The sequence below is a fragment of the Streptomyces sp. NPDC001513 genome, assembly GCF_042894695.1.
GTDB lineage: Bacteria > Actinomycetota > Actinomycetes > Streptomycetales > Streptomycetaceae > Streptomyces.
In genome coordinates this window covers 19,188-38,047 of record NZ_JBIAVU010000002.1, presented here as the reverse complement: position 1 = coordinate 38,047, position 18,860 = coordinate 19,188, and the positions used below count along the sequence as shown (strand labels likewise).

Sequence of the window (18,860 nt, the reverse complement as noted above, 5' to 3'; positions counted from 1 at the left end):
TGGAGCCTCCCGTCTGGCACGATGACGCGTGCTGCCGCCCCCCTCGCCCGGCACCCCGCCCATCCCCACCCGGAGGCCCCGCGCCATGCCGCTCCTCGACCCGACGCTCTGGCAGGACGGACCCACCCTCACCGGCGGCGCCGCCCCGGTCGTCGAACCCGCCACCGGCCGCACCCTCGCCACCCTCGACCTCGCCGCGCCCGCCGACGTGGCGGAGGCCGCCGTACGGGCCCGGGCCGCGCAGCACGACTGGGCGCGCGCCACCCACCTCGAGCGGGCGGCCGTGCTGCGTCGCGCCGGGGACCTGTTCGCCGCGCACGCCGACGAGCTGCGGGAGTGGCTGGTCCGCGAATCGGGCTCGATACCCGGCAAGGCCGGCTTCGAACTGCACGTCGCCGCGCAGGAGTGCTACGAGGCCGCCGCGCTGGCCTCGCGCCCGGTCGGGCAGGTGCTGCCGAGCGAGGCGCCGCGGCTGTCCTTCACCCGACGGGTCCCGGCCGGGGTGGTCGGGGTCGTGGCCCCGTTCAACGCCCCGCTGATCCTGGCGATCCGCTCGGTCGCGCCGGCCCTGGCGCTCGGCAACGCGGTGCTGCTCAAGCCGGACCGGCGGACCGCCGTCTGCGGCGGCCTCGCCCTCGCCGCCGTGTTCGCCGCCGCCGGGCTGCCGGCCGGGCTGCTGCACGTCCTGCCCGGGGGCGCCGGGACGGGCGCCGCGGTGGTCGCCGACCCACGGGTCCGGGTGGTGTCCTTCACCGGATCGACCGCGGCCGGCCGTGCCGTCGGTGAACTGGCGGGCCGTCACCTCAAGCGCGCGCACCTGGAGTTGGGCGGCAACTCCGCCCTCGTCGTGCTCCGCGACGCAGACGTCGAGGCCGCCGTCGCCCAGGCCACCTGGGGCACCTTCTTCCACCAGGGCCAGATCTGCATGACCGCCGGGCGCCACCTCGTACACGCCTCGCTCTACGACGAGTACGTGGAGCGGCTCGCCGCGCGCGCCGAGGAACTGGCCGTGGGGGACCCGTACCGCGAGCAGGTCCACCTCGGGCCGCTGATCGACCGCGCCCAGGTGGAACGCGTCCACGCCCTCGTGGAGGCCAGTACCGAGGCCGGGGCCAAGCTCGTCGCCGGCGGCGCCCACCGGGACCTCTTCTACCGGCCGACCGTACTGGCCGGCGTCGGCGAGGACACCCCCGCCTACACCGAGGAGGTCTTCGGCCCGGTGGCGCCCGTACGCTCCTTCGCGACGGAGGACGAGGCGGTGGCACAGGCCTCGGCGGGCCCCTATGGCCTCTCTCTCGGGATCGTGACCCGGGACGCGGCGCGCGGGCTCGACCTGGCCGAGCGGATCCCGACCGGGATCGCGCACGTCAACGACCAGACGGTCAACGACGAGGCCGTCGCCCCGTTCGGCGGAGTCGGCGCCTCCGGCACCGGCGCCCGCTTCGGCGGCGAGGCCAACCTGGACGCCTTCACGGAACTGCGCTGGACCACGGCCCGCAGCACCCCGGCCCCCCACCCGTTCTAGGGAGTGTCCTGCCGATCGGGCCGGGCGCGCGGCGTCACGGGCCGGACAGGGAGGACAGGCCGAGCAGGTCGGCCGCGTTCGTGTCGAGGATCATCGTGGCTTCCTCCCGGGTGAGCCCCGACTCGGCGATGTAGTCCACGGCCCTCAGGAAGACCTCCCCGTCCTCGTACGGAAAGTCCGTGCCGAGGACGAGCCGGTCCGCCCCGAAGGTCGAGGCCGCGGCCACGAGCGCCGGTCCGTGCACATGGCTGACGGTGTCGTACCAGAGCCGGCCGACGGCCACGGAGGGGAGTTCGGGCGTCCCGGGGGACTCGAAGGCCAGATGGTCGTCGAGCCGGCGCGGCAGCAGGGGCAGGGCGCCGCCCAGATGAGAGGCCAGGATGCGCATGCGCGGATGGCGTACGGGAATGCCCGCGAGGATCAGATGCATGATCGCCACGGTGTCCTCGACCGGTGCCCCGACCATCCACGTCATCCCGTGTTCGGTGATCAGCGGACTGGCGACCCCCTCCCCGGCCGGGTGGATGCACAGGACGGCGCCGCGCCGGTCGAGCTCCTCGTACACCGGCCGGAACAGCGGATCGGCCAGCGTGTGGCCGAGGACGGTCGTGGTCACGCCGACGCCGACCGCTCCGAGCTCGTCGAAGGCACGGGTGATCTCGCGCAGCGTGGCGTCCACATGGGGGAGGGGCAGTGCGGCGAAGGCGCGGAAGCGCCCGGGGAAGCGAGCCACCAGTTCCGCGTACGCGTCATTCGCCGCGCGCGCGACCGCCACCGCGTCGGACTCGTCGGCCAGGTGCGGGGACTGCGGTGCGACGGAGAGCACCTGGAGGTCGATGCCCGCCCGGTCCATCAGGGCGAACCGGCGGTCCAGATCGGCCTCGGTCGCCTCGGCGCCGATCCCGCGCTGGGTGCCCGTATCGGTCTTTCCCAGCTTTTCGAGGCGGTCGAGGTATTCCGCGGTCCACAGGTGCGCGTGCACGTCGATGCGCAAACGGGTCACCCTTCGATGGAACGCCTCCCGTACGGGGCGGGCCAGTCGGGGCGGGCGCGCCCGCGGAACCGAGGCCCGCGGAATGCTCGGGGCGGGTCGTTCGTTCAAGGAGCAGTCGGCTCAATCAGGAGGTCTGGACACCGTGGCTACAGTCGAGCTCACCAAGGAAAACTTCGACCAGACGGTCAGCGAGAACCCGTTCGTGCTGATCGACTTCTGGGCGGGCTGGTGCCGGCCGTGCCTGCAGTTCGCGCCGGTCTACGAGCGGGCCTCGGAGGCCCATCCCGACCTGCTCTTCGCCAAGGTGGACACCGAGGCGCAGCAGGAGCTGGCGGGTGCCTTCCAGATCACCTCGATCCCGACCCTGATGATCGTCAGGGACCAGGTGGCCATCTTCGCCCAGCCCGGGGCCCTGCCGGAGGCGGCGCTGACCGACCTCATCGGGCAGGCCCGCGCGCTGGACATGGAGGAGGTGCGCGCCAAGATCGCCTCGCAGCAGGGCGGCGCGCAGGCCCCCGGCGCCGAGGGCTCCGGCACGTCGGAGGCTTAGGGAGCGGGAGCGGGAGCGGGAGCGGGGGCGGTCCGCGGCTCCGCCGGACGCCTCACGGGCGGACCGTGAGGCCGTCCAGCAGCAGGTCGAGCAGGCGCTCGGCCTGCTGTCGGTGTTCGGCGCCCGCCGAGGTGAGGGCGATGCCCTCGAGGGCGGCGGCGACGTCGGCGGGCCCGATGTCGGTACGGATCGTCCCGGCGGCCGCGCACGCGTCCATGAGTGAGGCGATGGCGGCCAGGATCATCTCCCGGCTCCGGCCGTAGGGGTTGCCTCCCGTCGAGGCGATGGCGCGCAGCGCGTCGATCATGCCGTATTTGGCGGTGACGTAGTCCAGGAAGAGACGGGTCCACGCGCGCAGGGCCTCGACGGGCGACTGCCGCGCGAGCAGAAAGGGCACCGCCTCGCACAGGTGGGCCAACTCGTTGCGGTAGACCGCCTCGACCAGTGCCTCCCGCGTGGGGAAGTTGCGGTACAGGGTCGCGCTGCCCACGCCCGCCTCCTTGGCGATGCGCTCCATCTGAGCGTCCAGCCCCTGCGTCGTGAACACGCGCACGGCGGCGGTGAGGATCTTCTCCCGGTTGCGCCGTGCGTCCGCCCGCAACGGTCGGCTCGGTCCGTCGGTCATCAGTACTCGCCATCCCCTCTCGGGCCTCTCGGGCGCCCTCCGGCCGCCTTCGGCTGCCTGGAAACTTGCCAAACGGGGACGCCCCCACTTAGCTTGAAATAAGTGGGGACATCTCCGTTTTCACTGTAGGTCACCACAGTGGCCGGCGCACACCCACGAAAGGGAGCTGATCATGTCGGGCATCCAGGGCAAGGTCATCGCGATCACCGGAGCCAGCAGCGGCATCGGCGAAGCGACCGCGACCCACCTCGCCGAAAGGGGCGCCCGGCTCGTGCTCGGCGCCCGCCGGGAAGACCGGCTGAACGCGGTCGTGGACGGCATCACGGCCAAGGGCGGCACCGCCGTCGGCGTCCTCGTCGACGTCACGCGCCGCGAGGACCTCCGGCGCCTGACGGACACGGCCGTCGCCCGGTTCGGCCGGCTCGACGTGCTCGTCTCCAACGCGGGCACGATGGCCGTCTCGCCCTTCGACGACCTGCGCCAAGACGACTGGGACGCCATGGTCTCCACCCACATCACCGGCCTGCTCAACGGCATCGGGGCGGCGCTGCCCGTCTTCCGCCGGCAGCGCTCCGGCCACTTCGTCAACGTCGGCTCCACCGCGGCCTACGTCGTCAAGTCCCCCCAGGCCGTCTACGCGGCCACCAAGACGGCCGTGAAGGTCCTCACCGAGGGTCTGCGCCAGGAATCGGGCCCGGACCTGCGCGTGACCCTCGTCTCGCCCGGCTTCACCCACACCGAGGGCGTGGGCAAGGGGGCCGGCCCCGAGGTCGCGGCCGCGATGATCCGACAGCGCGACGAGATCGCCATGCCGCCCTCCGCCATCGCCTCCGCCATCGGGTACGCGATCGAGCAGCCCGACGGCATCGACGTCGGCGAGATCGTCGTCCGGCCCACCGCCCAGTCCTGACACCCCCACGGCAGCCGCCCCGCCGTCCTGGAGCCGGGCCCCGACGGGTGGTTGCCGCACCACGCCGACGCGCGACGGCCGGCGGAGGAGGCGTCCAGGCGGCCGCGCGTCGAACTGGTCCTACTGTTCCATGAGGGCAGCACGTGGCACCTGATCAATCAGGGCACCGCGCCGGCGAGGAACCTGTAGCTCCGGACAGCCTTCGAATTCCGGCAGCCGGACATGCCGGCCAACCTGAGAAGGGCAGAACGAGCCCCTCCGGCTGAGGGTCCCCCCGAAGCCGTAGCGCGCCGCACTCCTGACGCGGCTATCTCAGTACGGCAACGGCATTCATGACCAGCGCGCGGGCCTCCGCGCCGTACACCGCCATCTGCTGGAGTGCCGCGAACGCCTTCTCATAGAGGGCGATCTCGCTGGGCTGCGTGACCGTCACACGGGCTGAGAGCAGCTCCACCGACACGAGTGTGTCGTCGTACATGTGGAACGTCTCCAGCGGCCACTGGGCGCGGTGCGGGGTGTCCATGGGGATGATGCCCAAGCTCACCGTCGGCATCGCGCCCACGGTCATCAGGTAGCCGAGCTGGGCGGCCATGGCCTCGGTATCCGCCAGCTGGTGCCGGAGCGCGGTCTCCTCGACGAGGAGAACGTACCGGCGGCCCGGCTCGCGCAGGATTCGGTTGCGCTCCATCCGCGCGGCGACGGCCTCGGCGACGTCGTTGGGGATCTCCCGGAACTCGCTGATCGCAGTGAGCAGGCCGGTGGCGTACCCCTCTGCCTGAACGAAGTGCGGCAGGAGCGTAGCGGAGTACACGCGGAAAAGGCGGGTCGACCGGAACAGGGGAACGTAGCTGTGCTGCAACTGCTTGAGGCCGCTGCGTGAGCGGCGCCGCCACTCTGTGTAGAGCGATTCCGCGTTCTGCGACTGGGCGATGATGTCCCGCGCCTGGCCTGCCGCGTCGCAGGCCTCACACCACCGGCGGATGTCATCCGGCGTCGGCGGCGTTCGGGCGTTCTCGATGCGCGAGGACTTCGAGTGCGTCCAGCCGCAGCGGTTGCCCAGCTCGCTGCCGCTGATGCCCGCCTCCGCGCGCAGCTCACGCAGCCGCTGAGCCACACTGCGCCGGGCGGCCTGCGCTGCTGATGACGGGGATACGGGCATGAGCTGGGCTCCGCCTACCTGATCGCGTAGCTGTCGTGCGGAATCGCCCGGGCCCAGACCGCCTCGAAGGCATCCGCGCACAGCTTCGCCGCAGCAGGATCCTCGCTCATCTCACCGCCGGCAGAGACCCCTTCGCCGGTGAAGTGGTTCCAGCGGATGAGGCGGCCGTCGATGAGCCAGAAATCGTTGCCGGGCAGGGCGATGTCACTGGCCTGCCGCCGAGGCAACCAGCGGACGTCCTCGCCGGCGACCACGTTCGTGAAGGTCCCGTCGTACAGAAACCGGGTGTACTCGCTGACCGGCTCCGACACGATCCGGGCCCGGTGCACGGGGACGCCCCGGGCCACGGTGGTGGCGATGAGGTCGAGCCAGGGCCGCCACCACGCCGCACGGTTGGCAGGGTCGTGGCGGTGCCCGGCTCGCCAGTCCGCGAACGGGCCGGTCTCGTACTCGACGGCGTACGCGTCGCGTGTTTCCAGGTGGACCACCGAGTGTTCAGCGGAGCCCAGGAGGTCAGGCCAACTAGGGACGTTCAAGGGCATCGCAGGCCTCCCTGATCATGTGCACCATGCGCGAGGGGATCCGCACCACGGCTTCCCCTGCCGGGATGCCGGCCCCGTGGCCGGGCAGCTCCAGGGCTGCGCACTCCGCCTCCAACTCAGGGCCAGGCCTCCAGCCCTGGAACACGAGCTCTTGGTGCTCTAAGTCGACCCACACGGTCGGGCTCTCGCCGTCGCTGCTGTTCGGGTCGATGCCCACGAAACGTAGCGCCATGGTGTCCTCCGTTGCTCGGGTTGTGCACGGATGAACACCACAGTGATGGGCGCAGGTTGAGTGGTCAAGAGGGGGCCTGGAACGTCGTCTGAATCGCGTCTGGCCGTGAGCATCGGTGCACATTCGTGGCGCCCGTACACCGCCGATCGTCACGCTCTGAGCACCACCCGCTGACGGTAGGGAGCTCCGGTATGACCAGTGAGGACGGGACGATCGCGACGGTCCCGCACCGCCTGTTGCACAAGCAGGTACGCGAGATCGGCACGCTCCGCGGAGGCGTGCTGATGGATGTGCTCAGCCAGACCACCGGCTTCGTTGACGGCCGCCACCGCTACGCCGATGTGGCGTACGTCCGGGGCGCGAACGGGCGCGAGTTCACTGTGAACCCGAGCATGCTGGAGGAGGCGTGAGAGGCCCCGATTCTTCCGCCTCCGCCGTCCGACCGCCGATGTACGCCCACTCCGGCTGCAGTCATAGCCGCCGGCCGTGTCCCGGCCCGCTGGCCGCGCGCTGACAGTCCCCCGTCCAGCTCATCCCAGGGAGCGACGCATGACCGCTCACCCCGTTTCACCCAACACGGTGCTCGCGAACGCCTTGACGAGCGCCGAGGACGTCCTGGCGCCGCGCATCCACGCAGCCAATCCGGACCGGATCACCTTCAGTGTCGGCACGTAGATCAATGGCGCACCCCACATCGGCACGAGCTTGGTTCAGGCGCTCACCTTCGCGGCCGCCGCCCGGATCCGTGACAGGTACGGGCTCCCCGTCGACGTCGCCTTTGGTGCGCTCGACAACGCGCCGTATGAAGTCGCCACGGACCCGTCGACAGGCCACCGCTACCAGCGCGCCTACGCACAGGCCATCGGCGAGCAGGAGATCCGTGCCCAAGTCGACGAGCTGCACCGGCCTCTCTTCGAGGCCCTCTCGGAGGCGACAGGCGTTCCGTACCGCATCGAGACGTACTCGGAGCAGCAGCGCGCAGAGACCTTTCGCCGCACGTGGCTGCAGTTGCTCCCGCGGCTGGACGCCTGCCGGTGGTGGCTGGCCCCGTCGACAGGCGTCCCGCATGTCCGCGTGCCATGTCTGGAGCCTGGCTGCGGCTGGGCGGAGAAGTACGCCGAGCGCACCCGGGTCGTCATCGACGGCGCCGACTGCGCTCAGGTTGCGCACTGCCTTTACCACGGCCCGTACAGCGGGATCGTCGGCCCCGGCCACGGCGCGTACCTCGACCTCGCCACCCTCTACCGGAACCTGGTCAAGGAACTGGCCCTCTCCGCTGACTCCGACGCCTTGCACGTGATGGTCAAGGGCGGGGACTGGGTGTTCGGTTGCCAGCTGGTGGACGGCGCGCTCCAGGCGGCCGGCCTGACCACGGCGCATACACCAGCCCGCCTCTTTTGCCCGCAGGTCGTCACCGACACCGGCGCGAAACTGTCCAAGTCCCTGATCCGCGAAGGGCGTGCGTTGCTGCCCGATGGTGCGGCACCGTGGATGCTCGACACCCGGTTGTGGTCTGGCTCGTTGGCCGACTACGCCGAGCGGCTGTTGAGGCTGGCCGAGGTTCTGTTCTCCGACCCGCGCCACTTCTTCCGCTCGTACTCGGCGGCCGAACTGGACCGCATGATGACGACAGCAGGGAGCCCTACCCCAGCATGAGCGCCAAGCCCGACAACCGGATCCACCACCTGAACCTGTACCGCCGCTACTTCGAGCTGGTCGCGGCCGGACAGAAGACCGTTGAGGTCAGGGTGAAGTACCCGCACCTCGCACAGCTCGCCGCGGGGGACCGGATCCAGTTCCACGTCAAGGACACCGACGAGGCGTGTGACGTCGAGGTACTGCGCGTCACCGAGTACGCCGGCTTCGAGGCTCTGCTGGACGGCGAGAGACCAGAAAGGGTCAACCCCGCCTCCAGCCGGGAACAGCAGCTCGCCAACATCCGGGCCATCTACGGAGCCGAGAAGGAAGCGCTGGGAGCCCTGGCCATCGAGATCAAGCTGGTCTGACAGGGGTCCGTCGACACGGACGGAGAGGGCCTTGCCGGCCGTCAGCCGGGTGCTCACCACTCACCTCCCGCGCGGAGCACGGCCAGGCGCAGCGCCAGCCGGCGCAGCTCGGCCGCCTGCTCGGTCAGGATCGCGGCGAGACCCTCCAGGGCGGCCGAGTCCAGGGTGGTGCTGGGGATGAGGATGTCGACGTAGACGCTCGGCGGAATCGGGCGCATGCCGAAGGGGTACTCGACGAGCTCGGCAGACAGGACGGCCTGCCCTTCGTAGTCGACGACCTTCTCGGGTCCGCTGTGGTGGATGTCGTCCCGGTACCCGGTGGGCAGGTCTGCGTGGCCGGTGCACCAGATCGGTTCGGGGACGGTGACGGCACCCTGATCGAGGGTGTGCACGGTGACCGTCCGGGCCCGGATCACTGGTCACCACCCGTAGTCAGGGGGAGCTCGGCGGCGTACGGCAGGTGGGTGGTACCCGGCTCGACGGTAGGCGCGTCGACGAGGAGGAACACCTCCGCGCGGGTGGCCAGGGCGGTGCCATAGCCGTGGCGGCGGGCGGCGAAGACGGGGGCCTCGCGGAGGCTCGCCCGCATCGGGTGCTGGGGGCGCTCGGCGGTCAGACGCGCGGCGATCCGCTGAAGCAGCGTGCGGGTGTCCGCGTCGGGCAGGCGTTTGAGTTCTGACATGAGTCTGGCTCTCCTTGACGCAGAAGGGTCTGGATGAAGACCTTGGCGGTCTGTTGCCGCACCACGCCGAGGCCAACCCGCATCTCGGGCATGTCCCGCGGAGCACACGTACAGTGGCGGGCTATGAGCCCCTGACCGGGATTCCTGTGGGTCCTGGCGGACCCTCTGGAACCCTTGGAAGGTGTCTATGTCGGAAGCCGTGGAGTACGACGTCGTGGTGCTCGGCGGGGGACCGGCCGGCGAGAACATCGTCGACCGGACCTGCGCCGCCGGGCTGAGCACCGCTCTCGTGGAGAGCGAACTGGTCGGCGGCGAGTGCTCGTACTGGGCCTGCGTGCCCAGCAAGGCGCTGCTGCGCCCGGTCCTGGCCCGGGCCGACGCGCGCCGGGTGCCGGGGCTGAAGGAGGCCGTCGAGGGCCCCCTGGACGCACCGGCGGTCCTCGCGCACCGCGACTACTGGACCGGCGACTGGAAGGACCAGGGCCAGATCGACTGGCTCGACTCCATCGGCGCCGAACTCTACCGGGGGCACGGCCGCCTCTACGGGGTCCGCAAGGTCGCCGTCACCAGCCCCGAGGGCGAGCACCACGTGCTGTCGGCCCGGCACGCCGTGGTCGTCGCCACCGGCACCCGGGCCGTCGTCCCGGACCTGCCCGGCATCGCCGACGCCCGCCCGTGGACCAGCCGCGAGGCGACCTCCGCGCAGGGGGTCCCCGGCCGGCTGCTGATCGTGGGCGGCTCGGTGGTGGCCGCCGAGATGGCCACCGCCTGGCAGGGCCTCGGATCGCAGGTCACCATGCTGGTGCGCGGCCCCGGGCTGCTGCCGCGGATGGAGGACTTCGCGGGGGAGCTGGTCGCCGACGCGCTGCGCGAGGCCGGGGTGGTGATCCGTACGGACGTGGCCGTCGAGGCGGTCGTACGGGACGGCTCGACCGGGCCCGTCCGGGTGGTGCTGGAGGGCGGCGAGAGCCTGGAGGGCGACGAACTGCTGATGGCGGTCGGCCGGGCGCCGCGGACCGACGACATCGGGCTGGAGACCGTGGGCCTGCCCGCCGGGAAGTGGATCGACGTCGACGACAGCTGCCGGGTGCCGGGCCACGACTGGCTGTACGCCGTCGGGGACGTCAACCACCGGGCGCTCCTCACCCACCAGGGCAAGTACCAGGGTCGGATCGTGGGCGCCGCGATCGCCGCCCGCGCGGCCGGCGCCCCGCTGGACACCGGCACCTGGGGCGCGCACACGGCCGCCGCCGACACCCGCGCCCTCCCGCAGGCCGTCTTCACCGACCCGGAGGCCGCGGCGGTCGGCCTGACCCTGGCCGAGGCCGCACGGGCCGGCCACCGGGTGCGCGCCGTCGACTACGACATGTCCAAGGTCTCCGGCGCCGGGCTGTACGCCGACGGCTACCGCGGCCGCGCCCGGATGGTCGTCGACCTCGACCGTGAGGTCCTTCTCGGAGCCACCTTCGTCGGCCCGGGCGCGGCCGAGCTGGTCCACGCGGCCACCATCGCGGTCGCGGGGGAGGTGCCGATCGAGCGGCTGTGGCACGCGGTTCCGTCCTTCCCGACCCTCAGCGAGGTCTGGCTGCGGCTGCTGGAGACGTACCGGGGGTGAGGGGGTCGGGGCGGGGCGCCGGGACGTCGCGGCCCGCCCCTAGGTCGGTTGCCGGAGCGGAAGTTGACGGACCCTCAGGGCGGCAGGGGTGCGTGTGAGTAGGGGTTCAACCTTGATCGATATTAGGTTAGCTTTACCTCACTTCTTGCGCTTCGGCGCCGGAACCCGCTCCCGTACCCGAAAGGTGTCCCAGTGATGCGTGCTGCCTCCCTGCCCCGTACCGCCGCCCGCGCGGCCGTCGCCGCCTCCGCCGCCGTCGCGCTCGCCGTCGGCGCGGCCGGCTCCGCCTCGGCCGCCACCTCGACGCGTACGGTCACCGACGGCGCGGCCACCTTCAGCCTCAGCGTCACGGCGCCCTCCTCCGCCGCCGCGGCCGGTCAGAACGTCACGGTCACCGGCAGCGGCTTCAACACCGCCAAGGGCATATACGTCGGCCTCTGTGCGGTCAACGGCGCACAGGGCGCGAACAAGCCCACCCCCTGTCTGGGCGGCTCCGACCAGTCCGGCACCACCGGCGCCTCGCACTGGATCAACAACACCTTCGGCGGGACCCTCGCCAACACCTCCAAGTACGGCCCGGGCGGCACCTTCAGCGTCACCATCCACGTCAAGGCCGACCTGGGCGGCGGCCAGATCTGCGGCGAGACGGTCCAGTGCGCCATCGTCACGCGCGCCGACCACTTCAACTCCGCCAACCGCAAGTACGACGTCCACGTCCCGGTGACCTTCAACTAGGCCACCGCCGGGCCCGGTTCGCACCCGAACCGGGCCCGGGTCCCGGTCCCCGATCCGATCCGATCCGAACCGACCCGACCCGCCGACGAGGAAGTCATGACACCCCGACACCCCCTCACCCCCGGCCGCCGCACGGGCACCGCCTCCGCCGTGCTCGCGCTCGTGCTGGCCTCGGCCGCCACCGGTGCCGGCCCCGCCTCGGCCGCCGGGGGTGAGGGGGCCGACGTACCGCAGGGCACCGTCGCGTACCGGCCGGTGGCGCAGTTCACCACGGCCGGCAAACCGCGCGACCTGCTGCTGCACCCCGACTCGAAGAAGCTGTACGTCGGTTCGGACGACCTGCCCGAGACCGCCGAGACCAACGAGGCCGGCCTGCACGTCCTCGACCCCGCCGACGGCAGGCTGCGCAGCAGCGTCGGCCAGGCCCCGGGCCCCACCGGGACGCTCGGCCGGCGCGCCGTGCGGCAGCTCGTCGCCCCGCTGCCTGGCGACGGCGCGCTCTTCGTCTATCCGCTGCGCGGCATCGGAACTGCCAAGGACGGCGACGCCGCGGCGGCGGGCGCGTGGGTGCCGGGTGCGGCCGTCACCGACGCCGCCCCCGGGCTCACCCCCTCGACGGTGCTGGTCGCGCAGGGCTCCGTACTGTCCGAGGTCGACATCGCCACCGCAACCGTGAAGCGCTCGGTGACGCTGGAGGGCGGCGAGGAGTTCGCGGTCGACGCGGCGCGCGGCGCGGTCTGGTTCACCGACATAGGCAACCGCCGCCTGTACCGCGTCGACACCGCCACCTTCCAGGTCGCCAAGACCGTCGGCCTCCCCGCGGGAGAGGGGTTCGGCGGGTTCACGGAGGTGGATCCCGAGACCGGCGCGGTGTGGGTCGGGCTGGACACCTCCGTCGTCGTCCACGACGCGACGGGCAAGCGGCTGCGCACCATCGAGGGCGCCGACATGCCGCGCGCGGCGAGGTTCGACACCGCCACGCACGAGGCGTTCGTGGTGTGGCAGGACGCAGGGGACACCTCCCAGCCCGGCAGCGACAACAACGGAACGCTCACCGTCCACCGCACCGGCGACCTCCAGGAGATCGGGAAACCCGTCGTACTCCCCGGAAACCACGGGCAGTTGGGCAGTGCGGCCGTGGCCGTCGAACCCGGGGGCGCGGTCGTCTTCGTATCGGACCCGGCGGGGGCGAGGATCACCCGGCTGGAGCGGTCCACCTCCCCGAAGGTCACCCGGAGTCCGGCGGACCGGTCCGTCACCGCGGGCACGGCGGTCTCGCTGACCGCGCAGGCCGAGGGGACCCCGCAGCCCACCGTCGCCTGGCAGGTGAGCACGGACGCGGGCCGGACCTGGCGGGCCGTGCCCGGCGCGACCTCGCCGACCCACACCTTCACGGCGGCGGCCTCCGACAACGGCAGTCGGTACCGCGCGGAGTTCACCAACGACGCCGGCACCGCCCGCACCGAGGCGGCCACGCTCACCGTCACGGCCGCGGACACCACGGCCGGTGGCGGCCCGTCCACCGGAGGGACGGGCGACGGCTCCGGCACGTCCGGGAGTACGGCGGGGGGCACGGCCGGAGGCTCGGGCGGAGTTGTGGACACCAGCGCCGGCGGCAGCGCCGACGGCGGCTCGGCGGGTGGCACGGGCGGCGGCTCCGGCGGCTCCGTGGGTGGTACGGTCGGCGGCTCGGTCGGTGGTACGGGCACCGCCCCCACCGGCGGTGCGCTCGCGTCCACCGGCGCCACCGTGGCCTCCCTCGCCGCGGGCGCGCTCGTCCTCACCGCGGGCGGCTGGGTGCTGGTACGCCGCACCCGCCCGCGTAAGAGCGCCTGACTGCCGTCGCAGGCAGCCCTGTTGAATGGGTGTCACACGCATCTCTCGACCAGAGGCGAAGGAGACACCGCTCGTGATCGTGATCGCCCACCTCAGCGACATCCATCTCGACGGCGGCCCGCGGGCGGCCGACCGCACCCGCGCCGTCATGGCGTACCTCGACGGTCTGCCCTACGACCTGGACGCCGTGCTGGTGAGCGGGGACATAGCCGACCACGCCGCCCCGGCCGAGTACGAGGAGGCCGCCAAGCTGCTGCGCTCGCGGCACCCGCTGGTGGTCTGCCCCGGCAACCACGACGACCGGACCGCCTTCCGGCAGGGCCTGCTGGATGAGCCGGGCCTGCCGGGTGAGCGGGGCCTGCCGGGTGAACAAGGCCTGCCGGGCGAGCGCGCCCCGTCGTCCGCCGCACCGGTCGACCAGGTGCTGCGCGGCCCCGGCTTCGTGCTCGCCGTGTGCGACTCCTCCGTTCCCGGCGCCGACCACGGTCTCCTGGAGGAGTCCACCCTGGCCTGGCTGGACGGCGTACTGACCGACACTCCGCGGGAGACCCCGGTCCTCGTCGCCTTCCACCACCCGCCCGTCCCGCTGCACACCCCGTACGTCGACGAGATCCGCCAGTTCGGGGAGGAGCGGCTCGCCGCCCTGGCCGAACGGCACCCGCACCTCACCGCGTTCCTGTGCGGGCACGCGCACACCGCTGCCGCCACCACCTTCGCGGGGCGGCCCGTGCTGGTGGCGCCGGGTGTGGTCTCCACCCTGCGGCTCCCGTGGGAACACCCCTCGGCCGGCTCCGAGCACGTCCACCTCGACGAACCGCCCGCCGTCGCCTTCCACTTGATCGGCGACGACGGGCGGCTGACGACCCACTACCGGGTGGTCGTGGACCGCCGGTAGCTGCGTCCGTCACGGGTCCGCGTCAGCAGGCCCGAGGTGATCAGATACCGCCGCAGCGCCGAGCAGTCCTCGTGCACGGTGCGCAGCGCGTCGTTCACCTCGGGCTCCGTGTACGCGCGGTCCACGGTGAAGAGGGTCTCCGCGAGGTGGACGAGCAGCTGCTCGCGCCGGGCGGCCTTGCGCGGGATCGCGAGGAGCCGTCCGCCCGAGAAGAGGTCGCCGACGTCCCGTCGTTCCTTGCGCGGGGCGGTCTGTTGCTGGTGTTCGGTGCTCTCAGACATGAGGGTGAGCTTGACCGGCCGGCTCCCCGGCGGGCAACGGAGTTTCCGGTTCGAAGGCCTTGAGGGAGTCCTCGCCGCCGGTCCACCGGACGTCGAGCTCTTGGCGGACGAGGAGCCAGCCGTCCGGGCCCCGGCGGAAGTCCCACGCGTACGCGCCGCCCATGGAGTAGGTCGCGGAGGCCGTCCCGGGGGTGGTGGCGGCTACGAACCACATGTAGCCGATGCCGCTCGCCCGGTCCCCCTCCACCTCGAAGTGCATGTTGAGGATGTGGTGTTGCATGCCCGGGTAGGGCGCTTCCGCCTCCTCCACCTTCGCCCGGATCGCCTCCTTCCCGTGGGTCTCGCCCCACGGACCGAACTCCAGCACCGCGTCCTCGGCCCAGCAGTCGATCCAGGTCTGCCAGTCCTTGCGGTCCAGTGCCCGCCAGCCGCGGATCAGAAGGGCGCGCAGGTCCTCCTTGTCCTCCAGGTTCCGCAGTCTGCGGACCAGGCTGTCGTAGGCGGAGGCCGTGAGCGCCACCTCGGCGCCCTCCCTCCCGGCGGGGGTCACCGGGCGCTCGCGACCGGGCGGACGACGATCTCGTTCACGTCGACCTGCGGCGGCTGGGAAACGGCGTAGGCGATCGCGTCCGCGATGGCCGAGGCGGGCAGCGCCACGGCCCGGTAGGCCTTCATCGCCTCCCTCGCCTCCGGATCGGAGATGCTGTCCGCGAGTTCGGACTCGGTCACGCCGGGGGAGACGAGGGTGACCCGGATGTCCCCGGCGGACTCCTGGCGCAGGCCATCGGAGATCGCGCGGACCGCGTACTTGGTGGCGCAGTAGACGGCTGCGGTGGGGGAGACCTCGTAGGCGCCGATGGAGGCGATGTTGACGAAGTGCCCGCCGCCCTGGGCGCGCATCACCGGCAGGGCCGCGGCGATCCCGTGCAGGACGCCCCGCACGTTCACGTCGATCATGCGGTCCCACTCCTCGGTCCGGAGCGCTGCCAGCGGCGACAGGGGCATCACGCCCGCGTTGTTCACGAGGGCGTCGATGCGGCCGTACTCGCGGACCGCCGCGTCGACGAACGCGCGCATGTCCGCGGCGTCGGTGACGTCCAGCGTCCGGAAGGCGGCGGTGCCGCCCTCCGCGGTGATCTCTTCGACCAGTCGCTCCAGCCGGCCGGTACGGCGCGCGCCGAGCAGGACCCGGTGCCCGTCCGCCGCGAGACGGCGTGCCGTGGCCTCCCCGATGCCGCTGCTCGCACCGGTGACGGCAATGGTCCTCGTCCCGGTCATGGCGGTCTGCTTCATGTCTGTTCCTTCGTGTGGACGGCCTGCTTGCGGACGGCTTGCGGCCGCCTCGTCCTCCGGAGTCTGGGCGGCGGCGGAAGGAGGGACCAGGACGGGCCGTGCCTGGGTACGGCACACCCAGGCACCGGGCGCGGGACCCGTCTAGCCTGGTGTGATGACAGGCAACGCCCTCGGGGACTTCCTTCGCGCGCACCGTGCACGGCTGCGGCCCGACGACGTGGGACTGGCCTCCTACGGCCCGCGCCGGGTGGCCGGGCTGCGCCGGGAGGAGGTCGCCGTCCTCGCCGGCATGAACTCCGACTACTACGCCCGCCTGGAACAAGGCCGCGAGCAGAGCCCCTCGCCACAGATCCTCGAAGCGATCAGCGCCGCCCTGCGCATGGACCACGAGGCACGCGACCACCTGTTCCGGCTGGCGGGCACCCTGCCGGACGGGCAGCGGACCCGGCCGAGGGAGACGGTCAGCCCGGAGCTGCGCCAGCTGCTGGACGGGTACGCCAACACCCCGGCGTTCGTCCTCAACCCGGCGCTGGACCTGCTCGCCGCCAACAGCCTGGCCGACGCGCTCTTCTCGCCGTTCGAGGAGGCGGACAACCTCGCCCGGATGACCTTCCTCGACCCCGCGGGCCGGGTGTTCTACGCCCAGTGGCGCCGGGCCGCCGAGGCGGTCGTCGCCGCCCTGCGCCAGTCCACCGGCCTCGTACCGCACTACCCGCGCCTACGGGAACTGGTGCGCCTGCTCACCGGGACGAGCGAGGAATTCGCCGCGCTCTGGTCCGCGCACACCGTCTACGGGAAGACCCTCGACGCCAAGGCGCTCGTCCACCCGGACGTGGGGGCCCTGTCCCTCACCTACCAGTCCTTCGACGTACGGGGAGCACCCGGCCAGCAGGTGGTGATCTACCACGCCGAACCGGGCAGCCCCAGCTCCCACGCGCTCTCGCTGCTCGGCAGCCTGAACGCAACCGGCCCGTCCGAGACCGGAGTTCACCGGGACGGACGGGCCGGGGTGTGAGCGGGCGCGAGCTGGCCCGAGCGGAGGGTGGGACGGCGGAACGGCGGAACGGCGGAACGGCGGAACGGCGGGATCAGGGGCCGACGGTGATCTGCTGCGCCGGATCGGTGGTGTCGGAGACCCGGTAGACCGCGTTGAAGGTGGACGAGGTCGCGCTGGTGGGGCAGCCGAACCCGCCGGTCACCTTGACCGGTACGGAGGCGTTGGTGAAGGTCAGCGTGGACGGGGCGCCGTTGGCCCAGGAACCGCCGACGTTCGCCGGGGCCGTGGGGGCGGCGGTGACCGTACAGGAGGCGAGCCCGGTCGTCTTGACCACCAGACCGCCGACCGGCAGGCCCATGGTGGCGGTGATCGGGGAGCCGTCCTGCATCGACACCGTCCAGGCGCCGGAGGTCGTGACCGTGGGGGTCACGCCCGGAATGTTGGCGGTGCAGGAGCTGTACGTCGGCGCGGAGATCGGCGAGGACACCGGCCCGGCCGGGTTGCTGTTGCCGGGGGCGGCCGGCACCGTGCCGGTGGAGACGGAGACCGTACAACTCACGGTCACGGAACCGGCTTTGAGGGTGGCCTTGCCGGTGAGGGTGGCCTGGAAGGCGTGCCCGGCCGGGGTGACGGTGGTCGACCCGGCCGCGGGTAAGGGTGCGGCGGTGACCGGGGCGGTGACCGCGCCGAGCGCGAGGGCTCCGGCGGCGGCCGTCCCGAGGACGAGCGCGGTGCGCGAACGGCTCATGGCTGTGCTCCTTGGGGATCGTGGTGCGTGGTGGGGGGAGGGGGCGCGGCGGCCGCCGCGGCGCCCACTGCGGACTCCGCGTTCCCGGTACCCGACGGGGACTGCGCCGCGGATCGCTCCGCGAACTCCGGTTCCACGGACTCCGGTTCCGCGGACTTCGGATGCCCGGCGCGCGGGGCAGCGCGCGGGGCGGCGTACGGCTGCCAGGCGAACATCAGGCCGCCGCCGAGGATGCCGAGCAGGGTGCCGATCAGGAAACCGCCCAGATTCGACAGGACCAGCGCGGCCGTGGCGATCAGGGTGGTGAGAACGCCCGCGAGCGTGCGCTGAGCGGGAGCGAACCAGGTGGTGAGGCCGAGCACGATCATCACGATGCCCATCAGGACGGACGGGATCCCCGCCACTCCCTGCTGGAGCATGATCTTCAGCGGCGCCAGCGGCAGGACGCAGATCCACGCCCCGGCAAGGATCGCGAGCAGCCCGCCCCAGAAGGGTCTGCTGCGCCGCCACCGTTGCCACCGCCGCCGTCGGCTCAGAAGCATTCCTTCTTGCCCTTGCTGACGTTCATGCTGAGCCCGGAGAGCTTGAAGGTGCCGGCGTTGGTCGCCCACGCCGTCTGCTGGAGACCGGTGATGCTGACCGTGTCGGCCTGCTGGGCGAAGAGGTCCTGCATGCCCTGCGCTTCGGCCGGCCCCTTGTCGAGGGTGGAGGCGTCGCGCCCGATCTCGATGTTGGTGAAGACGGCGTCACCGGCGAGCTGGGTCGCGTCGACGAACAGGTTGCTCGCCTCCACCGGCGTCTTGCGGCCGGCGGTGAGGTTGAGCGAGATGTCACCGACCACCGGGAGCATGGTGACCACGGACTGGCAGAGGTTGTGGAGCTTGGCCTCCCGGATGGCGGTGACCGCCACCGGGATGAGCTCCTCGCGGGCGTTGACGTCGACGCTGCCGTACTGGGCGAAGCCCTCGCCCTCCAGGCTGCTCGCCGAGACCTTGAACTGCTGGCCCGAGACGGCGAACGAGGCGGCCAGCACCCCCTGCGCGAGGGCGATGCCGAGGCCGGCGGTCACGGCGACGGCGGGGACGGTCAGGGCGGCGAACCGCCGCCACCGAACGCGGCCGGACTCGGCGCGCTCGTCGGATACCTGGTCGGATATCTGGTCGGATAAATGGGGGGAACCGGTCATGAGAGCGTCCCTTATTTCGGCTGTGCACCGTTGTTACCGACGAGTTGAA

At 72.1% G+C, this 18,860-nt stretch carries 25 protein-coding genes; 12 read left to right on the top strand and 13 right to left on the bottom strand.

The genetic code is table 11. The annotated features are described in order from the left end of the window. The first annotated feature begins 85 nt into the window (after positions 1-85). Positions 86-1,525, top strand: coding sequence for an aldehyde dehydrogenase family protein (locus tag ACFYZ4_RS03920; protein WP_390782956.1), 1,440 nt, complete (start codon positions 86-88; stop codon positions 1,523-1,525). Between the two features lie 34 nt (positions 1,526-1,559). Here ACFYZ4_RS03920 and ACFYZ4_RS03915 read toward each other — a convergent pair whose 3' ends face one another. Next, positions 1,560-2,528 carry an amidohydrolase family protein gene (locus ACFYZ4_RS03915; protein ID WP_390782955.1) on the bottom strand — a complete coding sequence of 323 codons (969 nt, stop codon included), beginning with the start codon at positions 2,526-2,528 and terminating at the stop codon, positions 1,560-1,562. Between the two features lie 133 nt (positions 2,529-2,661). Here ACFYZ4_RS03915 and ACFYZ4_RS03910 point away from each other — a divergent pair, with 133 nt between their 5' ends. After that, on the top strand, positions 2,662-3,069 hold the full coding sequence (locus tag ACFYZ4_RS03910) for a thioredoxin family protein (RefSeq protein ID WP_390782954.1): 408 nt from the start codon (positions 2,662-2,664) through the stop codon (positions 3,067-3,069). 52 nt (positions 3,070-3,121) lie between these two features. On the opposite strand, the gene ACFYZ4_RS03905 is transcribed toward ACFYZ4_RS03910, so the two are convergent. Then, a complete protein-coding gene (locus ACFYZ4_RS03905) occupies positions 3,122-3,694 on the bottom strand; it encodes a TetR/AcrR family transcriptional regulator (protein ID WP_390782953.1) in 573 nt (190 codons plus the stop codon). 172 nt (positions 3,695-3,866) lie between these two features. Here ACFYZ4_RS03905 and ACFYZ4_RS03900 point away from each other — a divergent pair, with 172 nt between their 5' ends. Continuing rightward, on the top strand, positions 3,867-4,604 hold the full coding sequence (locus ACFYZ4_RS03900) for an SDR family oxidoreductase (RefSeq protein WP_390782952.1): 738 nt from the start codon (positions 3,867-3,869) through the stop codon (positions 4,602-4,604). Positions 4,605-4,911: 307 nt separating this feature from the next. Here the strand turns inward: ACFYZ4_RS03900 and ACFYZ4_RS03895 are convergent, their stop codons facing one another. Genes ACFYZ4_RS03895 through ACFYZ4_RS03885 form a run of 3 tightly spaced genes read right to left on the bottom strand, consistent with a single transcriptional unit; the run spans position 4,912 to position 6,537 of the window. Then, on the bottom strand, positions 4,912-5,763 hold the full coding sequence (locus ACFYZ4_RS03895) for a helix-turn-helix domain-containing protein (RefSeq protein ID WP_390782951.1): 852 nt from the start codon (positions 5,761-5,763) through the stop codon (positions 4,912-4,914). A gap of 14 nt (positions 5,764-5,777) precedes the next feature. Continuing rightward, entirely contained in the window at positions 5,778-6,305 is a 528-nt protein-coding gene (locus ACFYZ4_RS03890) for a DUF6879 family protein (protein WP_390782950.1), read from the bottom strand. After that, complete coding sequence (locus ACFYZ4_RS03885) at positions 6,286-6,537, bottom strand: hypothetical protein (RefSeq protein ID WP_390782949.1); 252 nt, start codon at positions 6,535-6,537, stop codon at positions 6,286-6,288. Before ACFYZ4_RS03885 ends, ACFYZ4_RS03890 begins: the two co-directional genes overlap by 20 nt. Positions 6,538-6,728: 191 nt before the next feature. On the opposite strand from ACFYZ4_RS03885, the gene ACFYZ4_RS03880 reads away from it, so the two are divergent. The 4 genes from ACFYZ4_RS03880 to ACFYZ4_RS03865 all read left to right on the top strand — a co-directional run bounded on the left by ACFYZ4_RS03880 (position 6,729) and on the right by ACFYZ4_RS03865 (position 8,543). Beyond that, positions 6,729-6,947 (top strand): hypothetical protein, encoded by a 219-nt coding sequence (locus ACFYZ4_RS03880; RefSeq protein WP_390782948.1) that lies wholly within the window; start codon positions 6,729-6,731, stop codon positions 6,945-6,947. 139 nt (positions 6,948-7,086) lie between these two features. Continuing rightward, entirely contained in the window at positions 7,087-7,212 is a 126-nt protein-coding gene (locus tag ACFYZ4_RS03875) for a hypothetical protein (RefSeq protein ID WP_390782947.1), read from the top strand. 30 nt (positions 7,213-7,242) lie between these two features. Next, a complete protein-coding gene (locus ACFYZ4_RS03870; RefSeq protein WP_390782946.1) occupies positions 7,243-8,193 on the top strand; it encodes a hypothetical protein in 951 nt (316 codons plus the stop codon). Next, a complete protein-coding gene (locus ACFYZ4_RS03865) occupies positions 8,190-8,543 on the top strand; it encodes an ASCH domain-containing protein (RefSeq protein WP_390782945.1) in 354 nt (117 codons plus the stop codon). The genes ACFYZ4_RS03870 and ACFYZ4_RS03865 overlap by 4 nt, the downstream gene beginning before the upstream one ends. Positions 8,544-8,596: 53 nt before the next feature. Here ACFYZ4_RS03865 and ACFYZ4_RS03860 read toward each other — a convergent pair whose 3' ends face one another. Next, entirely contained in the window at positions 8,597-8,959 is a 363-nt protein-coding gene (locus ACFYZ4_RS03860; RefSeq protein WP_390782944.1) for a DUF6907 domain-containing protein, read from the bottom strand. Further along, the gene (locus tag ACFYZ4_RS03855) at positions 8,956-9,225 is read right to left on the bottom strand and encodes a hypothetical protein (protein WP_390782943.1); all 270 of its coding nucleotides are present in this window, start codon (positions 9,223-9,225) and stop codon (positions 8,956-8,958) included. Before ACFYZ4_RS03855 ends, ACFYZ4_RS03860 begins: the two co-directional genes overlap by 4 nt. Positions 9,226-9,412: 187 nt before the next feature. Between ACFYZ4_RS03855 and ACFYZ4_RS03850 the strand changes: the two genes are divergently transcribed. The 4 genes from ACFYZ4_RS03850 to ACFYZ4_RS03835 all read left to right on the top strand — a co-directional run bounded on the left by ACFYZ4_RS03850 (position 9,413) and on the right by ACFYZ4_RS03835 (position 14,306). Then, on the top strand, positions 9,413-10,840 hold the full coding sequence (locus tag ACFYZ4_RS03850; RefSeq protein WP_390783240.1) for a dihydrolipoyl dehydrogenase family protein: 1,428 nt from the start codon (positions 9,413-9,415) through the stop codon (positions 10,838-10,840). 195 nt (positions 10,841-11,035) lie between these two features. Further along, entirely contained in the window at positions 11,036-11,575 is a 540-nt protein-coding gene (locus ACFYZ4_RS03845; protein WP_390782942.1) for a hypothetical protein, read from the top strand. 96 nt (positions 11,576-11,671) lie between these two features. Then, a complete protein-coding gene (locus ACFYZ4_RS03840; RefSeq protein WP_390782941.1) occupies positions 11,672-13,411 on the top strand; it encodes a hypothetical protein in 1,740 nt (579 codons plus the stop codon). A 73-nt stretch (positions 13,412-13,484) separates the two neighbouring features. Then, entirely contained in the window at positions 13,485-14,306 is an 822-nt protein-coding gene (locus ACFYZ4_RS03835; RefSeq protein ID WP_384342997.1) for a metallophosphoesterase, read from the top strand. Here the strand turns inward: ACFYZ4_RS03835 and ACFYZ4_RS03830 are convergent. The 3 genes from ACFYZ4_RS03830 to ACFYZ4_RS03820 are packed head-to-tail and all read right to left on the bottom strand — an operon-like array spanning position 14,279 to position 15,880. Further along, positions 14,279-14,587 carry a DUF2087 domain-containing protein gene (locus ACFYZ4_RS03830; protein ID WP_384342995.1) on the bottom strand — a complete coding sequence of 103 codons (309 nt, stop codon included), beginning with the start codon at positions 14,585-14,587 and terminating at the stop codon, positions 14,279-14,281. The genes ACFYZ4_RS03835 and ACFYZ4_RS03830 overlap by 28 nt on opposite strands. Further along, positions 14,580-15,107 carry a nuclear transport factor 2 family protein gene (locus ACFYZ4_RS03825; protein ID WP_390782940.1) on the bottom strand — a complete coding sequence of 176 codons (528 nt, stop codon included), beginning with the start codon at positions 15,105-15,107 and terminating at the stop codon, positions 14,580-14,582. Before ACFYZ4_RS03825 ends, ACFYZ4_RS03830 begins: the two co-directional genes overlap by 8 nt. A 26-nt stretch (positions 15,108-15,133) precedes the next feature. Beyond that, positions 15,134-15,880: an SDR family oxidoreductase gene (locus tag ACFYZ4_RS03820; RefSeq protein WP_390782939.1), complete on the bottom strand. Its 747-nt coding sequence runs from the start codon at positions 15,878-15,880 to the stop codon at positions 15,134-15,136. 154 nt (positions 15,881-16,034) lie between these two features. Between ACFYZ4_RS03820 and ACFYZ4_RS03815 the strand changes: the two genes are divergently transcribed. Next, on the top strand, positions 16,035-16,895 hold the full coding sequence (locus ACFYZ4_RS03815; RefSeq protein WP_351298084.1) for a helix-turn-helix transcriptional regulator: 861 nt from the start codon (positions 16,035-16,037) through the stop codon (positions 16,893-16,895). Positions 16,896-16,968: 73 nt separating this feature from the next. On the opposite strand, the gene ACFYZ4_RS03810 is transcribed toward ACFYZ4_RS03815, so the two are convergent. From ACFYZ4_RS03810 to ACFYZ4_RS03800, 3 genes are read right to left on the bottom strand one after another with little or no spacing between them, the layout of a single operon-like run. Beyond that, entirely contained in the window at positions 16,969-17,625 is a 657-nt protein-coding gene (locus ACFYZ4_RS03810; protein WP_351298087.1) for a hypothetical protein, read from the bottom strand. Beyond that, the gene (locus ACFYZ4_RS03805; RefSeq protein ID WP_351298090.1) at positions 17,622-18,167 is read right to left on the bottom strand and encodes a DUF6114 domain-containing protein; all 546 of its coding nucleotides are present in this window, start codon (positions 18,165-18,167) and stop codon (positions 17,622-17,624) included. Before ACFYZ4_RS03805 ends, ACFYZ4_RS03810 begins: the two co-directional genes overlap by 4 nt. Continuing rightward, positions 18,158-18,811 (bottom strand): DUF6230 family protein, encoded by a 654-nt coding sequence (locus tag ACFYZ4_RS03800; protein ID WP_390782938.1) that lies wholly within the window; start codon positions 18,809-18,811, stop codon positions 18,158-18,160. The genes ACFYZ4_RS03805 and ACFYZ4_RS03800 overlap by 10 nt, the downstream gene beginning before the upstream one ends. Positions 18,812-18,860 lie beyond the last annotated feature (49 nt).